General features: G+C 66.2%; 16 protein-coding genes. 6 read left to right on the forward strand and 10 right to left on the reverse strand.

Features of this window, described 5'->3' with window-relative positions:
* Positions 1–95: 95 nt before the first annotated feature.
* Positions 96–2,075 carry an ATP-dependent nuclease gene (locus ACZ6IM_RS10765; RefSeq protein ID WP_469555858.1) on the forward strand — a complete coding sequence of 660 codons (1,980 nt, stop codon included), beginning with the start codon at positions 96–98 and terminating at the stop codon, positions 2,073–2,075.
* Between the two features lie 5 nt (positions 2,076–2,080).
* On the forward strand, positions 2,081–3,841 hold the full coding sequence (locus ACZ6IM_RS10770; RefSeq protein WP_469555861.1) for a UvrD-helicase domain-containing protein: 1,761 nt from the start codon (positions 2,081–2,083) through the stop codon (positions 3,839–3,841).
* Positions 3,842–3,963: 122 nt separating this feature from the next.
* On the opposite strand, the gene ACZ6IM_RS10775 is transcribed toward ACZ6IM_RS10770, so the two are convergent.
* The gene (locus ACZ6IM_RS10775; protein ID WP_375926769.1) at positions 3,964–4,239 is read right to left on the reverse strand and encodes a helix-turn-helix domain-containing protein; all 276 of its coding nucleotides are present in this window, start codon (positions 4,237–4,239) and stop codon (positions 3,964–3,966) included.
* A gap of 181 nt (positions 4,240–4,420) precedes the next feature.
* Between ACZ6IM_RS10775 and ACZ6IM_RS10780 the strand changes: the two genes are divergently transcribed.
* Positions 4,421–5,311 carry a DUF5655 domain-containing protein gene (locus ACZ6IM_RS10780; protein WP_469555865.1) on the forward strand — a complete coding sequence of 297 codons (891 nt, stop codon included), beginning with the start codon at positions 4,421–4,423 and terminating at the stop codon, positions 5,309–5,311.
* A gap of 343 nt (positions 5,312–5,654) precedes the next feature.
* On the opposite strand, the gene ACZ6IM_RS10785 is transcribed toward ACZ6IM_RS10780, so the two are convergent.
* The 4 genes from ACZ6IM_RS10785 to ACZ6IM_RS10800 form a co-directional block, all read right to left on the reverse strand.
* Positions 5,655–8,624, reverse strand: a complete 2,970-nt coding sequence (locus ACZ6IM_RS10785; RefSeq protein WP_469555868.1) for an RNaseH domain-containing protein — start codon at positions 8,622–8,624, stop codon at positions 5,655–5,657.
* Positions 8,625–8,656: 32 nt separating this feature from the next.
* The gene (locus ACZ6IM_RS10790; protein WP_469555870.1) at positions 8,657–11,980 is read right to left on the reverse strand and encodes a hypothetical protein; all 3,324 of its coding nucleotides are present in this window, start codon (positions 11,978–11,980) and stop codon (positions 8,657–8,659) included.
* Positions 11,977–13,221, reverse strand: a complete 1,245-nt coding sequence (locus ACZ6IM_RS10795) for a restriction endonuclease-related protein (RefSeq protein ID WP_469555873.1) — start codon at positions 13,219–13,221, stop codon at positions 11,977–11,979. Before ACZ6IM_RS10795 ends, ACZ6IM_RS10790 begins: the two co-directional genes overlap by 4 nt.
* Positions 13,222–13,313: 92 nt before the next feature.
* On the reverse strand, positions 13,314–14,549 hold the full coding sequence (locus ACZ6IM_RS10800) for a helix-turn-helix transcriptional regulator (protein ID WP_469555876.1): 1,236 nt from the start codon (positions 14,547–14,549) through the stop codon (positions 13,314–13,316).
* 554 nt (positions 14,550–15,103) lie between these two features.
* On the opposite strand from ACZ6IM_RS10800, the gene ACZ6IM_RS10805 reads away from it, so the two are divergent.
* From ACZ6IM_RS10805 to ACZ6IM_RS10815, 3 genes are read left to right on the forward strand one after another with little or no spacing between them, the layout of a single operon-like run.
* Positions 15,104–16,654: a type I restriction-modification system subunit M gene (locus ACZ6IM_RS10805; RefSeq protein ID WP_361226451.1), complete on the forward strand. Its 1,551-nt coding sequence runs from the start codon at positions 15,104–15,106 to the stop codon at positions 16,652–16,654.
* Complete coding sequence (locus tag ACZ6IM_RS10810) at positions 16,647–17,930, forward strand: restriction endonuclease subunit S (protein WP_469555879.1); 1,284 nt, start codon at positions 16,647–16,649, stop codon at positions 17,928–17,930. Before ACZ6IM_RS10805 ends, ACZ6IM_RS10810 begins: the two co-directional genes overlap by 8 nt.
* A 3-nt stretch (positions 17,931–17,933) precedes the next feature.
* Complete coding sequence (locus tag ACZ6IM_RS10815) at positions 17,934–21,011, forward strand: type I restriction endonuclease subunit R (RefSeq protein ID WP_469555882.1); 3,078 nt, start codon at positions 17,934–17,936, stop codon at positions 21,009–21,011.
* 361 nt (positions 21,012–21,372) lie between these two features.
* On the opposite strand, the gene ACZ6IM_RS10820 is transcribed toward ACZ6IM_RS10815, so the two are convergent.
* The 5 genes from ACZ6IM_RS10820 to ACZ6IM_RS10840 form a co-directional block, all read right to left on the reverse strand.
* Positions 21,373–22,740 (reverse strand): SPDY domain-containing protein, encoded by a 1,368-nt coding sequence (locus tag ACZ6IM_RS10820; RefSeq protein ID WP_469555884.1) that lies wholly within the window; start codon positions 22,738–22,740, stop codon positions 21,373–21,375.
* A gap of 66 nt (positions 22,741–22,806) precedes the next feature.
* On the reverse strand, positions 22,807–23,925 hold the full coding sequence (locus tag ACZ6IM_RS10825) for a DnaB-like helicase N-terminal domain-containing protein (RefSeq protein ID WP_469555887.1): 1,119 nt from the start codon (positions 23,923–23,925) through the stop codon (positions 22,807–22,809).
* A complete protein-coding gene (locus ACZ6IM_RS10830) occupies positions 23,925–25,196 on the reverse strand; it encodes a DNA cytosine methyltransferase (protein WP_469555889.1) in 1,272 nt (423 codons plus the stop codon). The genes ACZ6IM_RS10825 and ACZ6IM_RS10830 overlap by 1 nt, the downstream gene beginning before the upstream one ends.
* Positions 25,193–26,155: an adenine nucleotide alpha hydrolase family protein gene (locus ACZ6IM_RS10835; RefSeq protein WP_469555892.1), complete on the reverse strand. Its 963-nt coding sequence runs from the start codon at positions 26,153–26,155 to the stop codon at positions 25,193–25,195. The genes ACZ6IM_RS10830 and ACZ6IM_RS10835 overlap by 4 nt, the downstream gene beginning before the upstream one ends.
* Before the next feature lie 13 nt (positions 26,156–26,168).
* Positions 26,169–26,615, reverse strand: a complete 447-nt coding sequence (locus tag ACZ6IM_RS10840) for a hypothetical protein (RefSeq protein WP_469555895.1) — start codon at positions 26,613–26,615, stop codon at positions 26,169–26,171.
* Between the last annotated feature and the right edge of the window lie 97 nt (positions 26,616–26,712).

A 26,712-nucleotide genomic window follows, 5' to 3' on the forward strand; every position in this document is an offset into this window, starting at 1 on the left:
TCATGTGCCAAAGTACGCAATGGCTGCTCTATGTGACGCATGGTGCAGGTGGCCGATTTTGCAGAATGGCTTTATGGATTAGCGGGGGCGCGTTAGTGAGCCAGGACGGACCGAAGGCCGGAATGTATCTGCGGCAGCTCGGTATCAAGAACTTCCGGTCGTGTTATGACCTCGAACTCGATTTTCAACCCGGCATCACGCTCCTCGTTGGCGAGAACAATTCCGGCAAGTCTAACGTGATCGAAGCGCTGAGGCTGGCCACGACGCCCTTGAACCGTCGTTCGACGCGCTGGTTCGATGAGGTCGACCTGTCCCACGGACGCGAAGGCCAGGAGGTTCAGTTCCGTGCGACGTACGACGGACTGACGGCAGCCCAGCGGGCCCACTACATAGCTGCCCTCGACGTGGGATCAAACCAGGCCACCTACACGACGACGTACAAGCGGGACGAAGCCCGGCAGCAAATGCGTCCGACCGTGACTGTGGGTCCGGTGGACGGTCCAGACGCTGAACCCGACAAGCGCGACCAGATCGCGCACGTCTACCTGGCACCGCTGAGAGATGCGCAGCGCGAGCTGGACTCCTCGGATGGGAACCGGCTGCTGAGGATCATCCGCTACCTCACCGAGGAAGACGAACAGGAAGCCTTTCGCGCGCAGGCCAACGACTCGTTCACGCAGCTCAAGGAACATCCCGTCCTGACCTCCACGACCAAGGAGATCCAGGGCCACCTGCGCGAGCTGACCGACTCCGTCCGCGGACAGACGGTCGAGGTCACCTTCGCCGAGTACGAACTGCACCGCCTGGCGCGCAGCTTGCGAGTGAAGATGGCCGAGGCCGGCATCCCGCCGGCCGACCTCACCGAGTCGGGTCTGGGCTACGCCAACTTGCTGTTCATCGCGACCGTCATCTTGGAACTACGCAAGGCCCAGCACATGGAGCTGACGCTTTTCCTCGTCGAGGAGCCCGAGGCGCACCTCCACCCGCAGCTTCAGGCAGTCCTATTGGATTACCTGCAGGAACAGGCCGAGGCTTCTCTCAAGGACGACACGCAGGGCCCGGCCGGCCGGATCCAGGTCATCGCCAGCACACACTCGCCCAACCTGGCCAGCAGCGTCGGAATCGAGAACGTTGTCGCGCTGCGCACACGAGTGGACCAGGAGACTGTCCAGGACGGCCAGGGCCAGGACAAGGACGTGCTGCGCCGGAAGAGCCAGGCACTCCCGCTGGCCAAGATCGAGCTTTCTGAGGCCGAGCGGCGGAAGATCAACCAGTACCTGGATGCCACCCGGGCCGGCTTGCTCTTTGCCCGTCGGGTCATCCTCGTCGAAGGGATCGCCGAGGCCGTCCTGCTGCCGGTGATCGCCCGTCACTGCGTCTTCGGCGGCGAGGCCCAGGCCAAGCAGCGCCGGGACTTCCACGGCGTCACGATCATCAACGTCGGCAGCGTCGACTTCGCCCCCTACATCACGCTGCTGCTGTCGGAGGTCAACGGGTGCCGGCTCCTGGACAAGCTGACCGTCATCACCGACGGCGACCCGGACATCCCCAAGGAGAAGAAGACAGAGGAAGGGGAGAGCGAGGACGGCCAGGGCGAGGTCCAGGAACCGGCAGCCGCTGCCCCGACCGGAAACGATCCTGAAGCGGACGCTGAAACCGATGAGGACGAGCCGGACGACGACGATGACGACAGCGCGGTGAACAACCGCAAGGACCGGCTGACAGCCCACGCCGAGTTGATCGGGGCCAAGGGCCACCTGCACGTGGCCGAGGCTCCCCACACCCTGGAAGCCGACCTCCTGACGCCCGAGGTCAACGAGCCCGTACTCAAAGCGGCCTTCCTTAAGCAGAAGACGCGCTCCAAGAAGAAGTGGCAGGAGATCCTCGACAATGAGCGGGGGCGTGCTTGGGGTTTCTACCTCAAACTCCGCAAGCATAAGAAGTTCATCGGCAAGGGCGAGTTCGCGCACGACGTGGCCTTGGCGATCGAGAACGGGGAGACCTTCGAAGCCCCGCAGTACCTCGCCGACGCCATCCGCGGCGTCCTGGCGGACACCTCGGGTGAGGCACGTTGAACGAGGTGAAGCTCACCGACGGCCAGCAGGCTCTCGTCGACGCCACAGACAGCCTGTTCGCGGCGGCCTGCCCTGGGGCCGGCAAGACCCGGGCCATGGTCGCCCGCTTCCTCCAGCGGACCGCCGAGGAACCCCGACGCGGGATCGCCCTAATCTCCTTCACCAACGCCGCGGTGGACGAGGTCCGACACAGGTGTGGCAGCCAGACGGAGGCCCTGCGGGCACCCCACTTCGTCGGCACGTTCGACACGTTCATCCACCGCTTCATCGTCACCCCTCTGTACGTGAAGGCGTACAACCGGAGGCCCCACTACGTACAGTCCTGGCAGGACGTGACCAGTACGAGCTTTCGCCTCGTCCCTGATCTAGGAAGGGCCAAAGACCTGGAGTTCCGCTGGTTCGACTTCGACCCGGACGGGCGCGCTCATCTGGACCTGAGCCGAGTGCCGAAGGCGTTCGGCGATGCCGCGGTGCACCATCAGTTGGCGCGACGCAAACACGAGGCGGAAGCCAAGGCGTCGCACATCTTTGGCCAACTGCTCAAGGTCGGGACCATCACCTGCGAGGCTGCCCGTCTGCTGGCCGCGTTCTGGCTCAACAGCTCCAATGAGCGGGCGATCCTTGCAGGGCTGCTGCGGGCTCGTTTCGCCGAGGTCATCGTGGACGAAGCGCAAGACTGTGGCCGAGAAGAGCTCGACATCCTCCGCTTCCTTCGAGACAGCGGCGTCCGCGTGGTCATGGTGGGAGACCTCGACCAATCGATCTACGAGTTCCGCAACGCGACTCCCGCCGCGGTCCAGGAGTTCGCCGCCGACCTCCCTGTCCAACTCGAACTCGACGACAACTGGCGCAGCTCGCCGGCCATTTGTGCCTTCAACAGTGCCCTGAGGTCCGGGCAACTGGTAGAGACGGCTCGCGGCGAGAACTCCGTCGTCCAGACCCCGGTCCACCTGATCGAGTTCTCGGCTCTCGACCAGATCGTGCCTGCGGCGCTGGAAGTCGCTGAGCGATACAAGCTCGCAGCAGACGATCTCGTCGTCCTGTCCCACGCCGAGGCTCACGGGATGAAGGCGGCCGGCGTTGCTAGCCAAGAAGCCGCTGGGAGCTACCGCGTGATGGCCATCGCCAACGCCGGATCTACGCTCCGGTCGCGGGAGACGGACCCGAAGGCCCGTCGGAAGGCCGTCGAACAGGTGCAGCGAGCCATCCTGGCGACGCTCACCGCTGGGCGGGACACACAGCATCACAGCTTTGCAGCGGCCTGCGAAGAGATCAGCGTCGACCCTCGGTGGCTGGAGAGCTTCGCGGTACGGATGGCTCTGGGGCTCGACGCTCAAGGCAAGACCAGGCTCGAATTCGCAGCCGAGGTGCGTGAGTTCTTGAAACAAGCCAGCTGGGGAGACGGGCCAGCCCCGGCCTGCAGCGATCTGGGCAAGCTGTTCAAAGCACCACCGGAGGCCGCTTGGGCCAGCGTCTCCAGCTTCGGTAACAGCCCGTCCATCCGCCACTCCACTGTCCACGGCGTCAAGGGCATGGAATTCCCCGGAGTCGTACTTGTCCTGCCAGACAGGTTGCGGGTAGACCCGGTGACTGGGCGGACGGTCTTGGACGACTGGGAAGGCGCCCACAACACCGAGGCCCGGCGTGTCCTCTACGTGGCTGGCTCCCGAGCGCAGGAACTGCTCGTCTGCGCCCTGCATCGTAAGCACACGAGTCGAGTTGCTGCGATACTCGATGTCAAGGGCGTTCCCTACAGCACGACGTAGAGCGGCCCAGACCATCGTTCGGTTTCTGACCTCACTGAGGCGACGGCACCGGCTCGCCTTGGGAACACGCACTGGTCACGGGGCGAGGGGCAATAGGCCATCGAGGGCATGGACACGTTGGGTCAGGAGCCCGTGAGGTGCCTGGTGTCGACGGTGTTGTATTCCGGTTCGCCGCTTTCCAGGACTCGGAGCAGTGATGCGGTGACAATCCGGGTGGCGCGGCCGATCCGGAGCACGCGGCAGGGAAACTCGCCGCGGCGGACGAGGTCGTAGCTCTTCGACCTGGACAGCCCAAACGCTTGGGCAGCCTCTTCGACGCTCGCGGTTCCGCTCCAGGTGGCTCGTATATGTGCCGGGCTGAACTGCCCGTGCTGCATTGCGCTGTTCTGGCTGGGCATTCTTGTCGGCGGTGCCTTTCGATTCTGTGTTGCTTGCGGCAGTAGTAGATGTGTGTGGACATGGTGGCCAGGGGTGGGCTACTAATCCGGAATCTCACATCCTCTTCACGGCGCCGAAGCCCCTGACGGAAACAATCCTGACCCGCCCGGTGTTCTCGATCTTCGAGCCGAGGAGGGGAAGGTGTCGAGCCTGAAGCTGTTTCACACGACGAATGAAGGTATGAGCGAGGTCGCGCCGCGTCTTGCTGAGGTTGAGGCAGACGTGCAGGGCCTCATCGAAGCACACATGGAGACGCTGCTGGGCGTCCGGTTCCTGGCGAGCGAGTACGGCACCGGGCCGGTCCACGGGGGCCGGATCGACTCGCTCGGGCTGGACGAGAATGGCTCGCCGGTCATTATCGAGTACAAGCGCGGCGTCGACGCCGGCGTCATCAACCAGGGCCTTTTCTATCTGGCGTGGTTGATGGACCATCGCGCGGAGTTTGAGCGCCTGGTCCACGACTGCCTCGGGGTGACAGCCGCGGGCCAGGTCCTGTGGAGCGGCCCGCGTCTGATCTGTATCGCCGGCGACTTCACCCGTTACGACGTTCACGCCGTGCGCGAGTACCGGCGCTCGATCGACCTGGTCCGCTACCGACTCTTCGGCAGCGCTCTGCTCGGGCTTGAGAGTGTGGCATCCGTCAGCGGCGGTATGCGGGTCACCCGCCGAATGCGCCGACAGGCGGTTGCCCGGGCGGCAGCCGACGTCCAGGGCGCGTCGATGATGGAGCTGGCGAGCGCGGTCGACGAGGCACTGCTTGGGCTCGGGGACGGGGTGAACCGCGTTGAACGCAAGCAGTACTGGGCGTATCAGCGTCTGCGGAACTTCGCCTGCGTCTGTCCGCCTCAGCGGAGCAAGCTCCTCGTCTACCTGAAGGTCGACCCGAGGGACACCGACCTCGTTCCGGGCTTTACCCGGGATGTGTCCGGTCTTGGTCACCACGGGACGGGTGATCTGGAGGTGCAGCTTCGTACGCCGAGGGACGTGGAGCGGGCGCAGGATCTGTTCCGGGCGAGCTACGCGGCGGCGTGATCGCTGGACGGTCCCTCGGCCGTGCGCGCTTCGTGGCTGGTCTGTGGTCGTCGGGAGGCGCCTTTCGACGTAGGGACAGGGCGTGGCGGTGGACTATCAATGGTGCGCGGGATTGCCGGTTTGGCCAACCGGCGATCCCGCGCTATGTTCCCCCACTTTGCGGTGCTGGTGATCAGCCGGTCTGGCCCTGGCATCAGCCGCGAGCAGCGGCGGCTCACAGCGCCTCCGCCCAGTCACACGACCTGGGCGAGTGAATAAGTGCGCCATCGCTTATCACCATCAGCCGGCCCAGGAGGCGATCCGCCGCCCCTCCTCTGCATCACTCCCGAAAACGCATCTTCGGCTACTCGTCGGTGGCTTCATCTCCCTGTTCCTCGGGCGGCGCCGACCGCCGGTACTGGGGATGGTCGAGGTCGAGCTGTTTGGCTGCGTGCAACGGGACGGGGTAGCGGGAGCGGTCGGACCAGGCGATGGTCTGGTGACACAAGCGCGCGGTCGCCCGTGCGAGCATCGTCCGGTCGACCCCATCGGCCACACCGACTGGGTAGATCTCGGTCGCCGTGACGGCCCACCACGGAGCCTTGAGCTCATTCGTCTCCCGCTCCCCCTCCTCTCCGCCCTTGCCCGGGTCGGCGTCCCAGCGAGTGATGGTCTTGCCCAGGTCGCCGCCCTTGGCTTGATAGTTGCGCGGGATGTTGAACAGGATCCAGAAGGGATTTCCGAAGTCCACGTCGGCGCGGTGTAGTTTGGCCGATGCAAACAGGATGGATTCCTTCTCGGTGTCCGGATCGCTCTCGCGAGGGACGGGAACGTACTGGGGCACCTCGTCTGCGGCGACGTTCATCCGGATGACCGCGCTCGGCTTCTTGCGAGGTGCGTTCCTGCCTTTGCCGTATCCCGGCAGCCAGGTGCGCGGATCGGTGATGTCCTCTTCCTGGTAGCTCTGATTCTCGTTGTGCAGGCCCGTCCACATCCGTCGGCAGGCGTGCCCGTCGACCATGACGACATAGCCCATGCCGGGTTCCAGCTCGTCGCGGACGAGGCTGGAGAGGGCGTCTTCGACGTGTGCTGCTGCTTCCGCCCAGCGTTCCTTGTCCGTCTCGCCCTTGCCGTCGACGTGGAGTGCGTAGTCACTGGCGTGGAAGGCGGCGATTGCCTCCCGGTAGGGCACCCAGGCCCCGATTTGGGGTGTCCACGCTCGCATCGTCCAGGCGTCGCCCTCCTCCTCCGGCGGAAACAGGGCGGTGGCAACGATGATGCGTTTGGTGTGCTTGCCGTCGGCGGTCTTGGCCTGTCGGCGGGCGTGGATCCCGCAGTAGACGAGTTTCCCCGCTTCGTGGCCCTTCCTGTCCTTCGCGATGGCCCGTGCGAGGCGCTGGTCGATGATCCCGAGTGAGCGGTACAGGTCGAGGAGCGCCATGTAAGCGGCGTGGTCTTTCCCGGGCTTCGGAGGACTGATTTCTGTTGCGGGGTTTCCGAAGGATCCCGGTTTCATTCCCTTGGTGAACTGGCAGACGAAGCCCTTCTTGGCCAGGAAGCGGCGGACTTGGAACTTTCCGTCATAGCGCTCCTTGCGCAGCAGGAATGCGTTCCGCTTCTCTCCGTCCTTCTTCTTCAGGGCCGGGATCTCAGTCTCGCACCAGGCGCCGACCATTACCTGCGACTCGCTGTCGGCGAAGTCGTCTTCGAGGGATTTGAACTCCACGGTCCGGTTGATGTCGTCGCCGTGTGACAGGAAGCGCTCGGCCTGGCGGAACACCACGCTGATGCCGGGAGCGAGGAAGACCTCCTCGCCTGGCTCAGGATCGCCGATGGGCGAGCCGTCCGGGAAGGCCAGGGACAGCGCGTTGATCATGCGAAGGCGGGTGTTCCAGCGGTACCACAGGCATACGATCCGCAGGTGCTCGAAGCCCTGGGCCTTCACCGAGGCGGTGATCTCTTCGGGCGGGGGAAAGCCGATGGTGTGGAGGAGTTCGCCGGCCTCGATGCGGCTTGCACGCTCCTGCGGGGCCATCTTCTGCTTGTCCGTGGGGCGCGGCTCGAAGGTCATCGGTTCCACCGTGAAGTCGACCCAGGTGGCCTTCTCGCCCAGCACCTTGGAGACGTGTTCGGCCAGGAGCCGCAGGTGGAGGGTGCCAGGTCCCGTGCCGACAGCGAAGTTGTCGTTCTGCGGCATGAGCGGGCGGATGACGCCGGCGTCAGGGGTGATGAACGAGGGGAATTCCCCCCTCTCGGCAGCCTTTTCCAGCAGGCCCCGCTCTTCGGTGACGCGTGTCTGCAGCGCTTGCAGGACGCTGATGTCCATCTCGTCGCGTGCGAGCAGTTCCAGGGCGCGCTGGTTGACTGCGCGGACGTTGCCGTTGCGTACCAGCTCGGTGTGCAGGATGGGAAGGCCGTCGCTGCCCTGGTAGATGTGCGTGGACTTAGCATAGATCATGTTGCTGTGGACGCGGGTGACGTGGGCGTCCAGGAAGATGACGGGGTGGACGACGTTGGGCTCGGTCTTCATGACCACTGAGAGCCGGGACATCGCGTACTGGGCCTTGGTGGCCTCGTTGACCTCGGTTGCGTCGTCACGGAGGTTGTACTTGCGTCCGAAGGGGTGATCCCAGGCGATGAGGCCGCCCCGACTGTCGGGGAGGTAGGTGACTTCCCTCTTGTTCGGGTTGGCCTTCCAGCCGATCGTGCGGTTCTTGTAGACCTGTTCGCCGTTGGCGTCGAGCTTCGGGGAGCCGTCCTTCTCCTTGTCGGCGACCTTCTTGGTGATCGGGACGAGGTCGTAGATGGTGAACTTTTCTTGGGCGAGCTTCTTGGAGATCACCCAGGGCACGGCCACGTACATCCAGTCGGGACACTTCGGCTGCCTGCCGGACACCGGCTTGAGGAAGCGCGTCATCTCGAACTCCTGCTCGGGCGTGTTCGCGATGGCTTCGGCCACCGGTGGTACGTCGAGGAGGACGGCCTGGTCGGTGTTGAGTCCCTTGCTGTAGCCGACGACGCACCGGAAGACGTGGCGCAGGATCTCGTCGTCAATCTTCTCCAGTGAGACCAGGAAGTTGAGGTACCGGTCGAGGTGGACGTATCCGCCGGTCTTGAACTTCAGGTAGGTCAAGGCGGTTGAGTACGGCAGGTTCTTCTTCTCGTCCGGATGCTGCTGGCTTTTCTGCTCGTCGTCTCCGGCGCCTTTCAGCTTCTCCCATTCATCCCGCACGCTTCGCGGGAAGATCCGTACGTACACCTTCTGGCCCTGGACGAGTTCGGGGGTGCAGCGCAGGGTGAGGGTGCTCGGGAGAGTCGCGGTGGTGTCGCTCAATGCTGTGATCTCTTTCGGGAAGAAGCGCTGGGCTATGCGGAGAGGGCGAGGTCGACGCCTGCGTAGGTCAGGAAGGCGTTGACCGCTTCGCCGTACAGTTCGGCCATCTGCCGGCGTTCCTCCGGCAGCCAACGGCCGGCCATGCGTTCGATGATGCTGGCCAGGTCGGAGCTCCACGTCTCGTCGTGGAAGGCGTAGTCCACAAAGTGCAGTTCCATGTTGGTACCGCCGCGTCGTGCTCGGCCGGCGAGCTGGATGAGGGACACCAGCATTCCGGCGACCATCTGTTCCTGGAGGACGAGGTCCATGGTCGACAGCTGCGGGGAGGAACGCAGAATGGTGGCCAAGTGGTCGCGTGCTGCGGTGCGAGCCGTCTGCAGAGCCTGGACGGGATCCGACGCACCGGATGCGGGCAACGAGTTGATGCCTGCGGCGTTGACACTGCCGTACATCCAGGTGGGATCGTCGATGATCAGCGGGGGCCTCACGCACAGGTAGATGGAGTGGATGGCTGAGCGGAGATTGACGACGATGTTGAGTCCTCTGGCGATGTTAGCCAGGGGGGCGATCAGGATGTCGCCAAATTGGGGGAATTCCTCGACCTCTTCGACGGTGATGCGGCGGACCAGTGACGGGTCGGGGAGGTAGCGGACGTTGCTGAGGCGGTCTTCTTCCCGGACGAGGACGCACACGCGGTGGGAGAGCCCTTTCGCCTTGGCGATGCCGGTGGCGATGTGGCCGCACTGTTCGTAGCTGTTGGCGGTGAGGATCACGCGGGCGCGGGTGCGGGTCGATTCTGATTTGGCCAGCCGCGTGAGTTTCCTCGACAGCTTTGTCTCGTACAGGCGTTCACCGATTTCGCGCAGGGCTTCGGGCTTGTCGGAGGGAAACTGGCCGGCGATCGGGATGCGTTCCCCGGCCTTTCGATGGCCGTTGCCGTAGGTGACGGCCGAGGACTCGACCAGGATGGATTCTTCCTGGGCGTCGGTCATCCACCACATCACAGGGGCGTGGACGTGCTCCTTGACCGCCTGGGGGAAGTAGGCCGTGGCGGAGAGCCCGAAGATGGGCCGCTCCACGCCGGCAGTGACCAGTGAGACGAGCCCGCCGAGTTCCGACACGTAGGTGTGCGGGTCGCCGGCCATGTGCTGCGTGGAGAGCTTGGCGTCCTTCTCCGGGTTCTTCATGCCGGTGACCCGGTAGCCGTTGATCGGCCTGCCGATTGTTCCGTGCGGAAGTACGTCGGCGATGCCGCCGGAGCGCATCGAGTCGATGATGCGGTTGGCGCTGAGCAGCCCGGAGTGACGCAGGGACTGGGCGGTGTCGCGCAGAACGGCGAGCGAGACGTCCAGTTCGCTCATCAGCGTGCGGATGAGAAGGTGATCGATGGCCCGGTTGCGTGCGCGGCCGTCGCTGATCATCGGGGCGAGGGCCTCGTGGAGCCTGAGTTTGAGCGCATCGCGCTGGTTGATGCCGCGCGGCGACACGACGGCCCCGAGGACGCTGCTCACTCGTTCCCACTCGGGGTCCAAGAGCATGGGTGTAGGAGCCGTCTCGTCGTCTTCGCCGAGGTCGGGTGCCGGTACCAGGGCGTTGAGCCGGTGGATGGCCTCGGCGGGAAGCGGCTGGCCGTCGCTGACCTGGTATTCGGGGAACAGGAGGCTGATGAGCTCGCGGTCCTTGGAGCGTGGCAGGCGCCAGCCCTCGTAGTCGTATTCGTGCCTCAGCCGCGGGACTCGGGCGTCGTCGTGGTGGTTGAGGCGGAATGCCTTGGTGCACAGGCCGGTCAGCAGGGACTCGGCCATGAGCCGGACGTGGCTGACCGGTTCGATGAGCTGGTCCTCGAAGCGCAGAGGAAGGTGCTTGGCCGCGGTGTCCAGGACCTGCGGTTCTGCGGTCCACGGGCGCCGCGAGTGCAGATCGACGGTGGTGGCGCAGCGGTCGACGGCGACGGCCTGGAAGGCGTCGATCTCGTCGATGATGACGAAATCGCTGGCGCGGAGCACGAACTCGCGGACGGTGACGGACCGGACCGGGCGGCCGTCGATCTGGATGCCCACCTTCATGTTGCCCTGGATGAAGTTGTGATGGTTGGTGACGATCACCGTGGCGTCAGCGGCCTGGTAAGCGGGGGTGAACTTGCCGCAGGTTGGGATCCAGGGGCAGGCCAGCATCTCTCCGCCGCCACGCAGGCTCAGACAGTTCTCCTTGCCGGGGCGGTAGATGCCGGCGGAGTCGAGCCAGTGCTGCTGTGCGCATCCATAGGCGAGGTGGTCGACGTCACGGCGGCCTCGCTTGCCCCATTCCCCGGGGGCGTCGGGGTCCTCCTTGACGAGGGCGGCGTGCTTGAGGGCCCGCTCGTGCCGTGAAGACGGCGACATCAGCGGAGCGCACGTCGCCAGGTGCTGGGTCCTGCCCGCCTCGTGCAGGATCTCAAGGTCGCGGCTGATGTCCCAGACGGAGGCGAGCGTGGCCTTCACATCGGGGACGAGGAGGGTGATGCGGTAGTCGTTGAGCGCGGCCCACGAGCCCAGGAGACGGACCAGCACGGACTTACCGGTTCCGGTGGGCGCGTGGAAGATCTGGGTGCAGCCGGCCAGGAGCTCCAGCACATCGACGGTGTCGGTGTCACGGGCCTTGACCCGGTCGAGCAGGCCCGTCAGCACCTTATGCAACCAGGGGCCAGCCTCTGTGTCCTCGTACTGGGTGTCCAGGAGCTGTGCGATGTCCTTGAGATCTTGGACGTAGACCGGGACCCTGCCAACGTTGGGCCGGGTGATGAGGGCGGGAAGCGTGTCGTGGCCGAGAGGCTGGGCGAAAGCGGGAAAGCGGGGGATGGTCACGCGCCCGTGGACGATCTCGTTGCCCTCGGTGCGCTCACTCGTCTCGTACGTTTGGCCGGGAGCTGCGAACTCGTGGGGCTTGCGCCGGCTGCTCGGCCGCCGGTAGGGCGCGAGAAGGCTCTTGGCGTAGCCGAGGTAGTCCCCTCCCAGCAGGGGGTAGGCCGCGGTGGCGGTGAGAGGATCACCGGCCAGGGTGAACAGCTGGAGGGTCGTCTGCTCGTCCTCCTCGTCGGCGGTGTCCATGGCGCCCAGGAGGATCCGCGCGGCGGAGGCGAACCGTTTTTCGTCGGCGAGGTCGGGGTGGCTGAGCTTCATCACCTCGGCCACGAGCAGGCGTTCCTCACTGCCCAGCTCATTCCATCTCTCCCATGCCTGGGGTTTGCAGCTGGCGAAGAACGCCGCGTGGCGGAAGGAGGCCAGCGGCTTGCCGTCGTCGTCCTGCTGCGGGAAGTAGTGGGCGGCCAGGGCCAGCGCGGCGCGGACGAAGGCGTCTTTGACAGTCATCTGGCTCATGCCCACACCACCCCGGCGCTCTGGCAGACCATCTTGGCGAAGTCGGTCATGGTCGCGGCCTTCATTCCGTACTTGAGGCAGGTCACGGTCAGCAGGGGGATCTGGTCGGCTCGGTGGTCGGGAACGACGAGCCATTCGGCGCCGCCCTTGTCGCCGTCGTTGCGGTGCAGGCTCTCGGCCAGGACACGGCCGTGGGTGTAGTCCTTCACATCCACGGTGAAGACGTGCGTGCTCCCGTCAGGGCCCTTGACCTCGATGTGATGGTCGTAGGCATCGCTCATCGGCCAGAGCCTGACGGCTTCGTCCACATCTGCCAGTGCGGCGGCCAGCCGCTCCCGCAGAACGGTGTGCAGACGCAGCTCGTGCAGGCCGGGCACGCAGGTGTAGCGCCACACGCCACGCTTGAGGGCCAGGTGCCCCTCAACCGGCTTCGCCTCCGGCACGGCACCGGTGGTGCCCAGCGCGAGCGCTGCCTCGTGCGGAGCCGGGGTGTCGGGGCTGTCCGGATGCAGCTGCGGCGCGTCTCCGGACGTGGGCCGGAACATGAAGCTGGCGCCGGTATCGGCGTGACGGCTGTAGAGGCAGGCGACGCGGTAGTACTCGCGGCCCGCACTCATCCGCTTGCTGATCTTCATGGGCCACTTGCACACCGTGCAGGGGAACCACCAGGTGCGGTAGACGGCGTGGTAGGGGATCGGCTCGTAGAAGTCGATCGCGTTGAGGGGCAGGCCGCGCTTGTTCAGCTCCGCGGCCGTGCCGGTCGGGCATTCCACCAGCGTGGTGCGGTCCTTGACGTACTGGGCGTCACCGCGGCCTTTGAGGATCTCGTACATCTGGTCCTGGTCGATCTCGTCCTGAAGCTGCTCCTCGGTGAACCGCATCCGGCCGATCCGCCGAAGCCGCTTCAAAATCCGGTGCAGCTGGGAGGTCTCCCACTGCAGATCGAAGGCGTTCCCGGTGACGCAGCCCTCGGCATCGACAACTGGAAAGTCGAGATCGCCGAAGCCGGACCGGTCCAGCCACGGTGGGAGCAGGCCGTCGACGGGACCGCGCAGCCTTCGGCGGAACTCGCCGAACGACAGCGGCACTCCGGGGCCGTACGCGGCGAGCAGGACCCCGTGGTACCGCATCAGCTTTTCGGCCCGGTCCCTCGGGGTCAGGTCCGGTGCGGTGATCGTTTGACAGGCTTTGATGAAGGTGAAGTTGATCAGGCGGAACGCCTCGAAATGCGAGAACGTCAAGCCGTCATCATCGACATGGGTCGTCACGGGAGACGACGGTAGAGCACGGGTCTGACAATGCCCCCGGAACGGTCTCGGACCGCCCTAAATGATCATTGTGCTGGAGACGCCGCAGCTGGGTACATCTCCGTGTATACGTGCAGGTAGGAGGCAATGTGCTGCTGCCCGAGAGCGGTGGTGTGCCACCGGTACTCGAGGACGTGCGTATCGCCCGGTGCCATCCGGGGACGTAGTTCGATGAAGCCTCTGCTGGGATGCGCCTGGCGCTTCGGCCGATAGCCGACAGCCAAGTAGAACAGAGACTTGCCCGTCAGCTCGCTCTCGTGGAGACCTTCCGGGCCGGCCGCGGCGACACGCAGCAAAACGCCCCACAGCCATTCGGACAGCAGGTGCGCGGGAGGCGCCGACTCCGCGGGCTCTCCAAGCCCAGCGCGGGCGCAGGCACGGCCGCGGCGCGTGATCTCCACGAGGGTCCGGTCCACCTCGCCGACCCCTGGAACCTCTACGCGGTCCTTGGTCACTTTGATCAGTCCCAGCCGCTCCAGGGAGTGGAGGGTGGCCCCGGCCCCTTGATCGTGGACGCCAGCGCTCCGCAGGCGCTGCTGAAGGCGCGTGTGGCCGACTACTTCGGCGGGTGCGTCGAGAGCGAACGGCAACTTCCGCCACTGCTTGGCTGGCGGCACCCTGACCTGGTTCTGCCGGCGCATCCACATCTCCGTTTCAGTCATCTGGTCATCGCGCAGGATTTCCCCCAGATAGACCCGCTGCCGTTCATTCAACCCCTCCCAGCCCTCGACCGCTGACGCCGGCGGACCGTGCCGCTCCCGCTCGGGCAGACGCGGGGGCTCATCGGCCGGCCGCGTACGCATCCAGGCGTCCATCACCATCCGGACTGGCACCTCGTACACGGTCGCCAGCTGCTGCACGAGCCGGCCCGTGTGCCCCGGCTTCCTCCAGTTCCATCCGGACACCTGACGGCCCCGCTCCAGGCTGCGGACTTTGTGCGCGTCCACGAACAGATCACGGCCGACGGCAGTCGCGCGAAGACGAGTGGCGACCTCTTCTGCGGTGAGACCAGCGGCATAGCGGAGGTCAACCAGCGTCTCGGACCCGCTGGGCGTACCCGTGAGGTCGGCGGTGGCGCAGCCCAGAGCATCGGCGAGCCGCCGTACGTTCCTGGCTTCAGGCACATACCTGCCCTCCTCCCAGTACACGACCACGCGGTACGTGACCCCCACGCGATCAGCAAGCTCCTGCGGAGTGAGTCCAGCCTGCTCGCGCAGCGCCCTGATCTTGGTGTGCTCAACGGCTAGCAGATGCCTCGGCATACTCGTAGGGAACCTCAGTGAAGACTTCATGGCAACTGATGAGGCGCCGAGTGCCTGTCAGCGGGGATTTCAAGCGAGTGCGGGGGGCGTGCCTGAAGCCCAGAGCCCGTCGTGATCGTGTCCCGGGATCGAGTCGTCGGTGGTGAGGGCGTAGATAGCGATGTCCTCAGGAGCACATCGGGGCCGAGTCATGCACCTGCCGGGCGCGCGATCGAAGGCGTGACCTGTCGATCACGAGGGCGGGCGCGCCAGACGTCGCATAAGGGGCGGTCGCCGACGAGCACGCGCCATCGGGCGGCCAGCCCACGGCGTCGCTGTGGCGCCGTCTCCGTCAGTCTCGGAGCGTCTCCTGCTGGGCGCGATTGCCGTCCTTCGTGGTCCTGGGGAGGGATATCGTTGGCGGGTCGTCCGCACAGGGATGCGACGCCCCGCGCATGTCCACTCGGCGGCGTGTCCGGTGGATGCGCGCCGGGCATCCCCGGGCTGGGCTGACTGATAGGAACACCACGACCTTCGGGTCGCCACCTTTAGACGAGCAAGGACACCCCCGACTGATGGTAGTGACCCAGCAGGAGATCGAGAACCGGTTGTGGGACGCCGCTGACGAGCTGCGCGTGGCGATGCCCGAAGCGCAGTACTCCTCGGTCGTCTTCCCTCTGATGTTCTGGAAGTACCTGTCGGATACCTGGGAGCACACCCACCAGATTTTCCTCAAGGAGAACGAGGACCTCGACCTCTCAGCTGAGGAAGCCGACGAGGTCGAGTACAGCAACTACCAGACGTTCAAGATCCCCTTGATCTTCCCTGGTACCGTCGCCGAGCGCCGCGCCTCTTGGTCATCCATCCTCGCCACCGTCGCCCAGCACGGCCTCGGCCAGCGGGTTCGCGCTTCCCTCCAGGCCATCGAGTCGGCCAACCCTGACAAGTTCTCCCGTCTGTTCGGGTCCATGACCTGGACCTCCGAAGCGGTGCTGCCAGGGGAGGTGCTGGCGTCGGTCATGCGGGCGATGGACCGCACCCCCAAGATGCACGAGGGCAACATGTCCCACGACGTGCTCGGTGGAGCGTACGAATACCTGCTCAAGCGCTTCTCCGACGGGTCAGGCACCCGCGCCGGCCAGTTCTTCACCCCACGTGAGGTCGTCGAGCTGATCATCGAGCTGCTGGACCCCAAGAACCACGAGTCGGTGTACGACCCGACCTGCGGGTCTGGTGGCATGCTCATTGCCGCCGCGAGCCTTCTGAAGGCCCGCGGCGGCCGAGGGTACACACTCAGCCTGAACGGGCAGGAGGCGGTAACGGACACTGCAGGTGTGGCCCGCATGAACCTGTTCATGCACAACCTGACCGATTTCAAGGTCGAGGTCGGCGACACCTTGAGGGACCCTCGCTTCAAGAAGCCGGACGGGTCCGTGAAGCAATTCGACGTGATTGTCGCCAATCCGCCCTACAGCCTGAAGTGGAAGCCCTGGACCAACGACCCGCGCGCCATCGGGGGGGTCGCCCCACAGTCGTCGGCGGACTGGGCATTTGTGCAGCACATGATCGCCAGCATGGATCCGAAGAAGGGCCGTGCCGGCGTCGTCCTGCCACACGGCGTCCTCTTCCGAGGTGGCCAGGAGGCAGCTATCCGCCGGCGCGTCCTGGGCGACGACCTACTGGAAGCCGTGATCGGGCTGCCGTCGAACCTCTTTTACAACACGACGATTCCGACCTGCATTCTCGTATTCCGTGCCCCCGGCACCAAGGCCCTGGGGCGGCAGGACGGCGTGCTGTTCATCGACGCCTCCACACGGTTCACCAAAGCCAAGAACCGCCACGTCCTCACTCGCACAGACATCGCCGACGTGGTGGCGGCCTACCACTCGGGCTCCGACGGCAACGGAGAGGCTGGCCTGTCCGCGCGGTTTGTCCCCGCCACGGAAATCGCAGCGAACGGGCACGACCTCAACATCGGCCGCTATATCAAGCAGGCCGCCGCCGAGCAGGAGGATCTCGGCACCCTCATCGATGCCTACAACATCGCCCGCGCCGAGCGCCAGAAGACCGAGCAGCGCATGCTCGAGGTCCTCTCTGCCGCCGGGATCGAGGGCTTCGATGAGTGACTGGCAGCAAATCAGCCTCGGCGACCTGGAGGCTCCCGCACGTCGCAAGGTAGCCATTCCACCGCAGGGTTCGAAGACTTCGGCGAGTAGCGGCTATCCGCTTCGTCCGCTCGGGGAAGTGATGCGCCTCGACATCCAGCGCACACCGATGAAGCCTGGAACTACCTACCACCTAGCCGGGGTCCTGAATGCAGGGAAGGGGGTTATCGCTAAGGGTGAACTCGACGGTGGAGAAACAGAGTACGCAGCGATGAACGTCCTGCGCGCCGACCAGGTCGTAATGCGAAAACTGACTGCGTGGGAAGGGCCAATCACTGTAGTACCTGATGAGTTCGACGGATTCGTTGTCAGCAACGAATTCCCGACGTTCACGCTCGGGCCAGACCTGATGCCCGACTGGATGAGGCACGTCTGTGGCTCACCGCGGCTGTGGGCAGAGATGAAAAACCGGGTAAGCGGGACAGTTCAACGGCGCAAGCGTCTCAACCCAGAGCAACTCCTGCAGATCCAACTCCCGATCCCGCCCCGCGAGGTACAAGCTCGGATTGTCGAGATTCTCGACGCAGTTGATGACCAGATTGCCGCACTGGATGCTGAATCCGAGGCGTTGGAGGGGCTTCTGGAGTCGCTGCGCTCTAACTTGCCAGACACGGATCATCAGCCCATCAGCGACATACTGCTGGGGATCGACAGCGGTAAGAGCGTCCAGGCTGGAGGGGAAGCCTCTGCTGAGGACGAGTACCGAATCCTGAAGCTCAGCGCAGTGCAGCGTGGTTGGTTCAAGACCTCTGAGGCCAAGACCGTTACGGAGGTCGCCGCGTTCTCGCCTAGTCATGTGGTAAAGAACGGTGACCTACTCATCACGCGGGCCAACACGCCGGAGCGCGTTGGCTTCGTTGCCGTCGCGAGGAACGTGCCCGCAGGGACATTCATGCCAGACCTCATCTGGCGCCTTCGTGTGGACGAGTCTCGCGTTCGCGCGGACTACCTGGAGCACGCTTTGTCATCGCGCGAACTGCGGACCAGCATCTCCGGTACTGCCGGCGGAACGAGTAAGTCGATGGTCAAGATCAATAAGCGCGGTTTCGGTACTGTTCGGGTGCCCATTCCGTCGCTTCCAGAGCAGGGTGAGTACGTCCAACGGTGCGACGCCGTGGCCCGCGGGATCATGGCAACCCGTGCCGAGGAGGCCCGTCTCCGTCGAGTCCGGGCGGGGCTGCTGTTGGGGTTGCTGGACCGCACTATCGAGATTGAGTCTGCCGAACTGGGGGTCTGAGACGTGGCAAAGGGCATTCGGGAGCGCGAGTTCCAGAACTTGATGATCCAATGGTCCTTGCCAATGGGCTGGAACTTCGCAGCCGGCAGGTCGCTGCCGCGTGAGACGACGCAGACGGTGATCGTCAGCCACCTGCGGGACGCCATCGTCCGACTTAACCCTGAGGTGATCGACGGGTTCGACGTGGACGCCGTGGTCGAGGAGATCGTCGCCACGGTCAACGCCGTCGAGGGCGGGCTGGTGCGGGCCAACGAACAGGTGCTGAAACTGCTGCGCGGGCAAAAGGAGTTCCGGCACGCCGACGGGGTGTGGCACTCTCTGAAGCTCGTCGACTTCGAGCATCCAATCGCCAACACGCTGGTCGTGTCGGACGAGGTGACCATAACCATCCCTGGCAAGACACCCCGACGGTTCGACCTCGTCTACTGGGTCAACGGCCTGCCCCTCGTTGTCGTAGAGGTGAAGTCACCGACCGCGAAGTCCGGGTGGGCCGGCGCCGCCCGCGAGATCAACGAGGTGTACGCCACCGAGTACCCATGGTTCTTCACCCCTAACCTCTTCGCCATCGCCTCCGACGGGCTGAAGCTGCGATTCGGTGCCGCCGGTGCGCCCCTGAATTTGTGGCAGCCGTTCCGGTCCACTGCCGACGATGAGGCCCTTTCCGGGCAGGCCGACGTGCAACGCTCTGTGGAGCTGCTGCTCACCCCGGCGACGGTCCTGGACATGCTCGCCAACTTCACCCTCTTCAGCACCTCCGGGGGCGGCGCGGACAAGAAGTACCTGCCCCGCTATCCGCAGATGGAAGCCGCCCATCTGATTCACAAGCGGGTCCTGGCCGACGGCCAGAAGGGCCTGATCTGGCACCACCAAGGCAGTGGGAAGACACTGCTGATGGTGTTCGCCGCCGCCCTGCTGTTGGCCGACATTCGCACCGATTCGCCAACAATCATCTTGCTCTCGGACCGCACCGACCTCGTCCGGCAGACCTCGGGGGTATTCACCTCCGCGATGGGGGACGCCTACTTCCACCAGCCCGCCACCAGCAAGAAGCTGCGTTCCCTGCTGGCCGACGGCGTACGCGGCGTTATTTCCACCACCGTCCACAAGTTCGCCGACGCCGGCAAGAACCTGTCGACCCGCCGCAACATCATCGTGCTGGTGGATGAGGCCCATCGCACCCAGTCCTCCAAGGAGGAGTCTCTGGCCGGGCAGATGCGTGCAGCGTTGCCGCATGCGAAGTTCTTCGGCATGACCGGCACCCCGATCAGGAACCTCGCCACCGACACCTTCGCCCTCTTCGGCGAGGAGACCGACCCGGGCAGGGTGCTGCACCGATACTCGGTGTCCCGATCTCTGCATGACGAGGCCACCGTCCCGGTCATGCTGGACCCGCACCCGGTCACATTCGAGATGAACGACCAGGCGCTGCAAGCTGAGTTCGACCAGTTCGCCGACGAATTCGACCTCGACGACCCCGACCGTGAAACCCTGTCCCGCAAGTTCGGGCGCCTCACCTCGGTGTTCGCCAACCCCGAACGGATACACACGGTCTGCCAGGACATCGTGGACCACTACCTGGCCGGCGCCTACCGCAACGGCCTCAAGGCCCAGGTCGTCGCCTACAACCGTGAGCTGGCCGTGGCCTACACCGAGAAAATCAACGAGCTGTTGGCCGGCTTCGAGGCGTCACAGGTGCTCGCCGAGGTCGGGAAACATGACCGGATCACCGCCGAGGTCAACATCCACGTCAAGGACTCCAAGGACGAGGACGCCGCCATGCGGCCCTACCGGCTCACGGAGGTCGAGGAGGAGGAGCAGAAGCGGCGCTTCCTCGCCCCGGACGATCCGTTGTGCTTCCTGGTAGTGACCGCGAAGCTGATGACGGGGTTCGACGCCCCCAACGAGGGCGTCCTCTACCTGGACAAGCCGTTGAAGGCCCACAACCTGTTCCAGACAATCACCCGGCCGAACCGCACCTGGGTGTCCCCTACCGGGTTCGTGAAGACCTCCGGTGTGGTCGTGGACTACATCAGCCTGGCCGAGGAGGTCCAGCGGGCCGTCGTCGACCCCACCGCGGAGGGGACCACTGGCAAGGGTGGGGGTTTTGTCACCGACGTGACCGACCTGGTCGCCGAGTTCCGCACCACTTTCGCCCGTATCGAAGACCTGTTTGCGAACGTGGACGGACTGGACCTCACGGTCCACGGGTACGAGTCGGTACGAGCCATTAACGTCTTCCTGGACGCCGATCCTGTCGCCGCCGAGGCGTTCTCCAAGGACTACCGGCTCTTGGCCCGCCTGTACCCGCTCATCAACACCGACAAGCGGATCGCCAAGTACCAGGACGGGTTCGGGCTGTTCGGGTCCGCGTACACGACCCTGTTCAAGAAATCCTCCGACGAGGAGAGGAAGGAACGCCTGGGCGAGCTGGGACCAATGGTCCTGGAGATAATCAATGCCCACGTCCACTCCTTCTCTGTGGTCGCTTCCCAGGAGGAACCCCTCGTCCTCGACGCCCAGGGCATCGCCATCCTCAAGGAACTGCTGGCCCTCGTCCGCCCCAAGTCCGACAAGGACGACAGCGAGGACAAGAGGCCGCCGTCTGCGGCGGAGATCCTGGACCAGATCAAGGCCGCCCTCGAAAGGGGGGTCGAACCGGGGTCCGCGAAGTACACCGCCCTGGCAGAGCGGATCAGGCAGCTGCGGGACCGGATCATCCAGAACGCCCAGGACGCCCTGGAGTTCCTGGCCGAAGCACTCCGAGTCGCCCGTGCCATCGTGAACGCCGAGAAGCACCCCGACGAAGCCGTCGTGCTGGATGATGACCACGTGGGTGTCCTGTCGCGGATCATTCACGATCACGCACCGTCCGGCCTCACCGTCACGGAGCGGAACCTGGCCGAGGAGATCGATCAAGTGGTCAAGCGCACCCTCGTGCAGTCGTGGGACAACGCCGAGGCCCGCAACCGAGGTGTCCGCCGTGCCACCGCCGCGGTCTTCCGCCGGTACGCGTTGAAGCCGGTGGGGGAACCGTATGGCTCCACCGTCGCCTACATCGAAGCCCACTACCTCGTCGACTGATGTACGCCCAGGGGATCCGGCAACCTGTGGTGGTTGCCGGATCCTCTGGGCTGCTTGTGTTCAGTTCTGCTTGCCGCTGGTCGCAAGCAGAGTGCAGCTCCAGGGGTCCGTAGGGCAGCCAGACTCCCCTCGCCGTTCTTGGGGGTCCGGAGCCTGCCTCGGGCTTCGCGCTCAGGAGAGCGTTCTGCCATTACTGGGCGGACGACGTGCGGGTGGAGCTCCGCAGCCGAGGCACGTGGACCGGGCGCACAAGCCGTTCCGCGAGCTTATGGGGCGGAGTGACGGCCGACAGCATCGGCTGGCCTTGGGTGTCTGTTGGCGAGATTTGGTCGTCGGGTGGTCTCTTCAGGCGTATCCGTGATCAGCGCCTATGGCTGGCTGCAAAGCTCGTGACCGCCAGAGCAGTCGGCGATGTGACGGCGAGTCCCTTTGTTGGTGCGCGACCCGTGGCCTGATGGCTGCGGGTGCCGGTTTCGTGGGCGAGGTTCTCTGAGAGATCCGCCAGCAGCGAAGTCGGGGTATGTGGCGACGCCGTGATGGCCCAGGTCGGCCGGTCCGGTCCGGGGCCGGCCCAGACGGTCCAGGTGGCCAGGTTCTGATTCGGGTGTTGTGCTGTGAAGGCGTCGAACTGGACGCCCACGTTCCCGGCGGGGGATGTCCAGCGGATCCATTGCCGGTCCACGGTGTGCTTCCATCCGGCGTCGGAGAGTGGCTGGGTGGCCGCGGTGACCGTCTTCTCGTCCACCGGGACGCCGGTGGTCGTGTCCCAGCCGTCGCCGTCGGCGAGGTGATTCAGAAGTTCTGCTATCACCGGGGCGGGGGTGGCGCCGGTCGCGGTGAGGACCCACATGCGGTCGGAGACGGGCGTCTCGTAGGCGGCGACGGTCCACGCGGTCTCGTGGGCCGGGGTCTCGTGGACGCGCTCGATGCGCAGGGTCTGCGACTCGTGGATGGCGTGGGTTGTCTCGTTGGACCAGGTCCGCCACTTCTCGAACTCGCCGTGCCTGTCGAGGAAGGAGTCGAGGAGGGCGTCGTGGTCGCCTGCATCGGCCAGGTAGACAGGGACGGTCTCCGACTCCGGGCGGTGAGGCCCGGGTTTCGCTGCGCCGAGGTCCAAGGCGGTGCGGGCCTCGACGGCGGCGCGCTCGGCGTCGGTCAGGGGTGCCGGACCGGGGCGCATGTCGGTGCCGTGGACCTTCTCGAAGGCGAGCAGGGCCTGAGCGGGTGAGTCGAATGTGTCGGCGACTTGGCGCAGGTGGTCCTCGCCGTGGAGGTAGACCGACTTGCCGTCACGGCCGAGGTACGTGCCGACCGCGACGGTGGTGTGGCCGTCGCGGGCGTGTGCGTGGATGAGGAGATGGCCGTGGCGGATGTCGTCGTGGATCTTCTGCGCCTGGTTGGAGACCTCGCGGATCTCGCTGCGGGTGCACCACGGCATCGGATAGTCCGCCCAGGTCCATTCCTCGTCCATGGCCTCCCGGAGTCGAGGGGTGATTTCGACGCTGATGCCGCCGGCGGACAGATGCTTGGCTGCGTCCTCAGCCCAGTAGGGCTCCTCGTGGTCGATGCGGGCCAAGACCAGGACGTTGTCGGCGAGGACGGCCCAGTCGGCTGTCTCGAGAGCCGTGAGAGCGATGCGGGCCTGGCTGCCGGTCAGGACAGCGGTCACGGCGCTGGGATGGGTGGGGTGGGTGTCGAGGCGGACGTGAGCGTCGATGGAGGGAGTCACGTTGGGATGTCGTCTCTTCTGCCGGTGACGGGGCCTTCGGGCCCGGCCACCGGCGTATGCGGGGTGCTATCCGGTTGCTCGCGCGGCGCGGGCGGCGTGAGCGGCCGTCGTGGTCGGCGGGCCGGCGCGAGTGGCAGGCGCCGGGCGCGGCCATGGTGGCGGGACAGTTCCGGTGGCGTGTTGCCAGCGGGTGCGAACGGCGCTGATGTCGGCGAGGGAGCGGCGGGCGCCCACCACAAGTTGGAACGGGGTGTTCGCCGGGTCTCCGGCGTACGCCGAGATGCGCCGGCCGGCGTGATCGGCGGTGGCTAGGAGGGAGCGCTGTAGGGCACGTTCGCCCCAGTGCTCTACGGAACCGGCCGGTTCGGCCAACAGGCGGAGAACCTCTTCGGCTTCACTCGCGTTGTCGAGCAGGCCGCGCTGTTGGGCCTCCCATAGGACCGTGACGGGGTCGACGGGCTCGCGGCGGCGGGCCAGGGCGGTCAGGCACTGCCACAGGCCGGCGTGCAGGGGCCGGGTGAGGTCGTCGGGGAGCAGCCACCGGACGGACTCGATGTCGGCGGGGTGGGCGGTGGCGGTCGCTAGGAGCAGCTGCTCCTCCTCGACCGTCTCGGTGTTGTCGGTGGTGATGGCCGGCGGCGGTGCCGCGGTGCGGGGCAGCACTCCGGCGCGCGGCGGGAAGCGGCTCGCGATGTCGTCCACGACCGCGGTGAGCGCGTCGGCCTCGGCGAGCACTGTCTCGACGGGGTGCGGGTAGGTGGCGTCGTGGACGGTCTGGGTGAGGCGTTCGGCGGCCGTCTGCAGGCGACGGCGGGCGTGTTCGGCCTCGACCATCCGGGCGTAGGCCGGTGCGTGGCGGGGCCAGGGGCAGACCTGGACGAGGGTGTGCAGGTAGGAGGCGGTCAGTCCGCGCGCCTGTTCGCGCCCCGTGGCGAGCACTCGGTCGAGCCATTTGGTGTTCTTCGCGTGCTCGGCGGGGTCGGGCGGAGGCAGGGTGCTGATAGCGGTGAACAGGGCGGCGTGCGCGGCGGTGGAGAACGAGTCGGCGGCGATGCCGGTCACGTCGCCGAGGCGGTGTGGATGAAGGAGGAGGGCGCCGAGGAGGGCCTGCTCGACGTGGAACACCGGCTGCGGAGGTGCGATGGCGTCGAGGTCGTCTTCTTCGGGTTCGGGGGTGTGGGGCATCAGGCGGCGAGGGTGAAGTCGTCGGGGTCGAGGGCGACCTGGAGGTGCGGGGCGAGGAGGTGGCCGGCGAGCAGCGGGGGAACGGCGTTGCCGATCTGGGAGAACTGCTGGCCCTTGTTGCCGGCCCAGGGGTAGTCGGCGGGAAAGGTCTGCAGGAGGCCCGCCTCGCGGGCGGTGATCCGGATCGGCTCGGGAACGGCCGGCGCATCGGTGTCCGTGGCCGAGGGTGTGGCGGGTTCGGCGACCCAGGTGCACTCGTTGGCGCGGTGCCCGAAGAACAGCGTGCCAGCCGGCTCCTGGATGGACCGGACGGTGGCGTTGGCCTGGTTGTTGCTGCGCAGGGACCAGGACCAGCGGTGCGCCTCGGCGGTGAACGTGGGCGCCGGAGCGTCGGCCGCACGATTCTCGCGCGTGCCGTGCCGGGCCGCCCACCCCGCGCCTTCCCGGCGGGACTGCAGAACCACCCCGTCTGGCCGCGGCATCCAGGTGCCGCGCTCCCGCGCGTCGGACAGCGTCTTGCGAGAGCCCGACGGGAACGGCTCGGGGCCGCCGCCAGGCCCACCTCCTGCACAGACGGTGGGGACGGGCCGGTCGGTCGCGCCCCATCCCAGGGCTTCGGCCATGCTGACCCAGCGGGCACGGCCCGGACCGAACAGCGATTCCGGCTCGGCGAGCTGGGCGTGCGTGGGCGTGGGCGGCTGCGCCGTGCGGACGCGGGAGGCCAGGAGGATTGCCCGCTTCCTGGTCTGCGGGACGCCGAAGTCGGCGGCGTTGAGGATCCCGTACCAGACGGAGAACCCCCACCCGCGCAGGACGGCCGCGTACTGCTTCCACAAGGGCAGCACGTCCGGTACTTCCTCCATGGCCACCCAGTCGGGCTCGCCGACCGCGTTCAGCGCGTGCAGGTAGCGCATCGGCTCGGCGGCGAGCAGGGAGCGCTCGTCGCGGCAGGCGGTGAGGAGGCGTTCGCGGGTGTCGCGCCCGGCGGCCAGGTCTTCGACCGCCGCGTGCACCAGCGGCTGGTCGAGAAGACCGAGGCGCTTGCCGGCCATGCTCCACGCCTGACACGGCGGCGAAGCGATCACACCGCGGGTGCGGCCGAGGAACGGCCAGGCCGGATACCTCGCCACGTCGCACCGGATGGTCAACTGACCCGCCGCAGCACGGGTCTTACATGCCCACGGGTCCCATTCCAGGCCGACGTCGCGCACGCCCAGGACGTGCAGTGCCCTGCTCCAGCCGCCCGGCCCCGCGAAGAGGTCGAGTATCACGTGGCCAGCCCGAAGTCGTCCTGCGTCAGCGCGTCGGCGTCGCCCCGGCACGCCCAGGGCGAGCAGCCGTCCTCGACACCGTTCTCCAGGACGTCGGCCTCGTCCGCGCTGATCCGCAGGGCGGCCCGCTCGGCAGCCGTGACGTGATCGATGGGGGCTTCGCTGAGCGGGACGCGGGAGCGGTGCAGGAACGCCTCGCCGAGCAGTCTGTTGCCGGTGGCGTTGGCGCGGGCATTGCCCTGCCGGATGGCCGCGTCGAATTCGACGACGTCCGCCCACTCGGACGGAGAGGTGTCCCTGATATGCCGCCACTGCGCATTTCCATGGAACGGGCATCCCAGGCAACTCGACTTCGGGGTATCGGCGAGACCGAGGGAAGTCAGGTAGCGCGCGCAGTCGGCCCTGCTCCAGGACATGTCCAGAAGGGGATGCCGGTTACGCATGTACTTGACGTCCGCGTCCTTCGCGCGGTGGAATTCATCCGTGGAGATTCCTACCCACTGCTCGACGAAAACCCCCTTCGGGATGCGTGCCGGATAGGGGTAGCCGAGCAGTTCGCGGACCTTCTGCTTGATTGGCTTAACCTTATATTCGCCGGTGCACTGCCGCCGGGTCATCCCAGGTCGCCCGTCCTGATTGAGGATGTGGAGCGGCATGGAGGCGAACCGGTGATCCGGGTTCAGGGCGTCGTCTCGGATATTTCCGACCGACACGCGCAGTACGGGTATCCCGGCGGGGGCGGCTATCTCTTCTTCCAGGCGGTCAAGGTGTGCATAGACCGCTGCGGGTTCCCATCCGGTGTCGGCGAAAATCGCGTAGTCGACCTTGGGGAGAATGCCCTCGGCTGACAGTGCAAGGAGCGTGCTGGATTGAACTCCCGCGCCGAGGGAGAGTGCGCGGAATCGGGGCTGATCTGAAATGGTCTGTCCTGGGTGTAGGAAAAAGGGGGGCGCTCGCATCGCGGCTGTCGCGTCACTGGCAGGGGGATTCCGGCCACTCGCGGGCGTCGCAGAAGGCGGGGAGGCGGTCGAGGAGGTCGGCGGCCGACTCGATGAACTGCTGCGGTGTCGGCCCGATCAGGACGACCCGCCGTGATGTGGCGGCGGCCTGGCGGCGCTGGTTCTCCACGGCTCGGGCCAGGGCAGCGGCCAGTTCGGCGGCGGTGTCCTGGGCGGCGTTGGCGATCTGCGCGACGTGGTGAAGAAACAGCAGGTCCGTAGGGGAGGGCCGCGACGTCTGGCGGCTGAGGGTGAGAAACAGCCGCAAGGCGGTGTCGGCGAGGTCCTGGGCGTCAGTGATGTGCGCGGCCAGTGCGGATGCGTCCCGTTCGGTGGGCAGGGCACGCAGGGCTTGGTGCAGACAGGACGCGTCGGAGGCGATGCGGGACAGGACCGGGACCGGGTTGGTGGAGTCAGGCACGTGTCTCCGTGGTGGCGTACGGGTACAGGGCTTGGGCGAACGCGGTGGTGAGTGCCGGGGCCTGCTCGGGGGAGGCCATCAGGGCGCGGACGACGGG

Source organism: Streptomyces sp. NPDC042336, assembly GCF_055581985.1.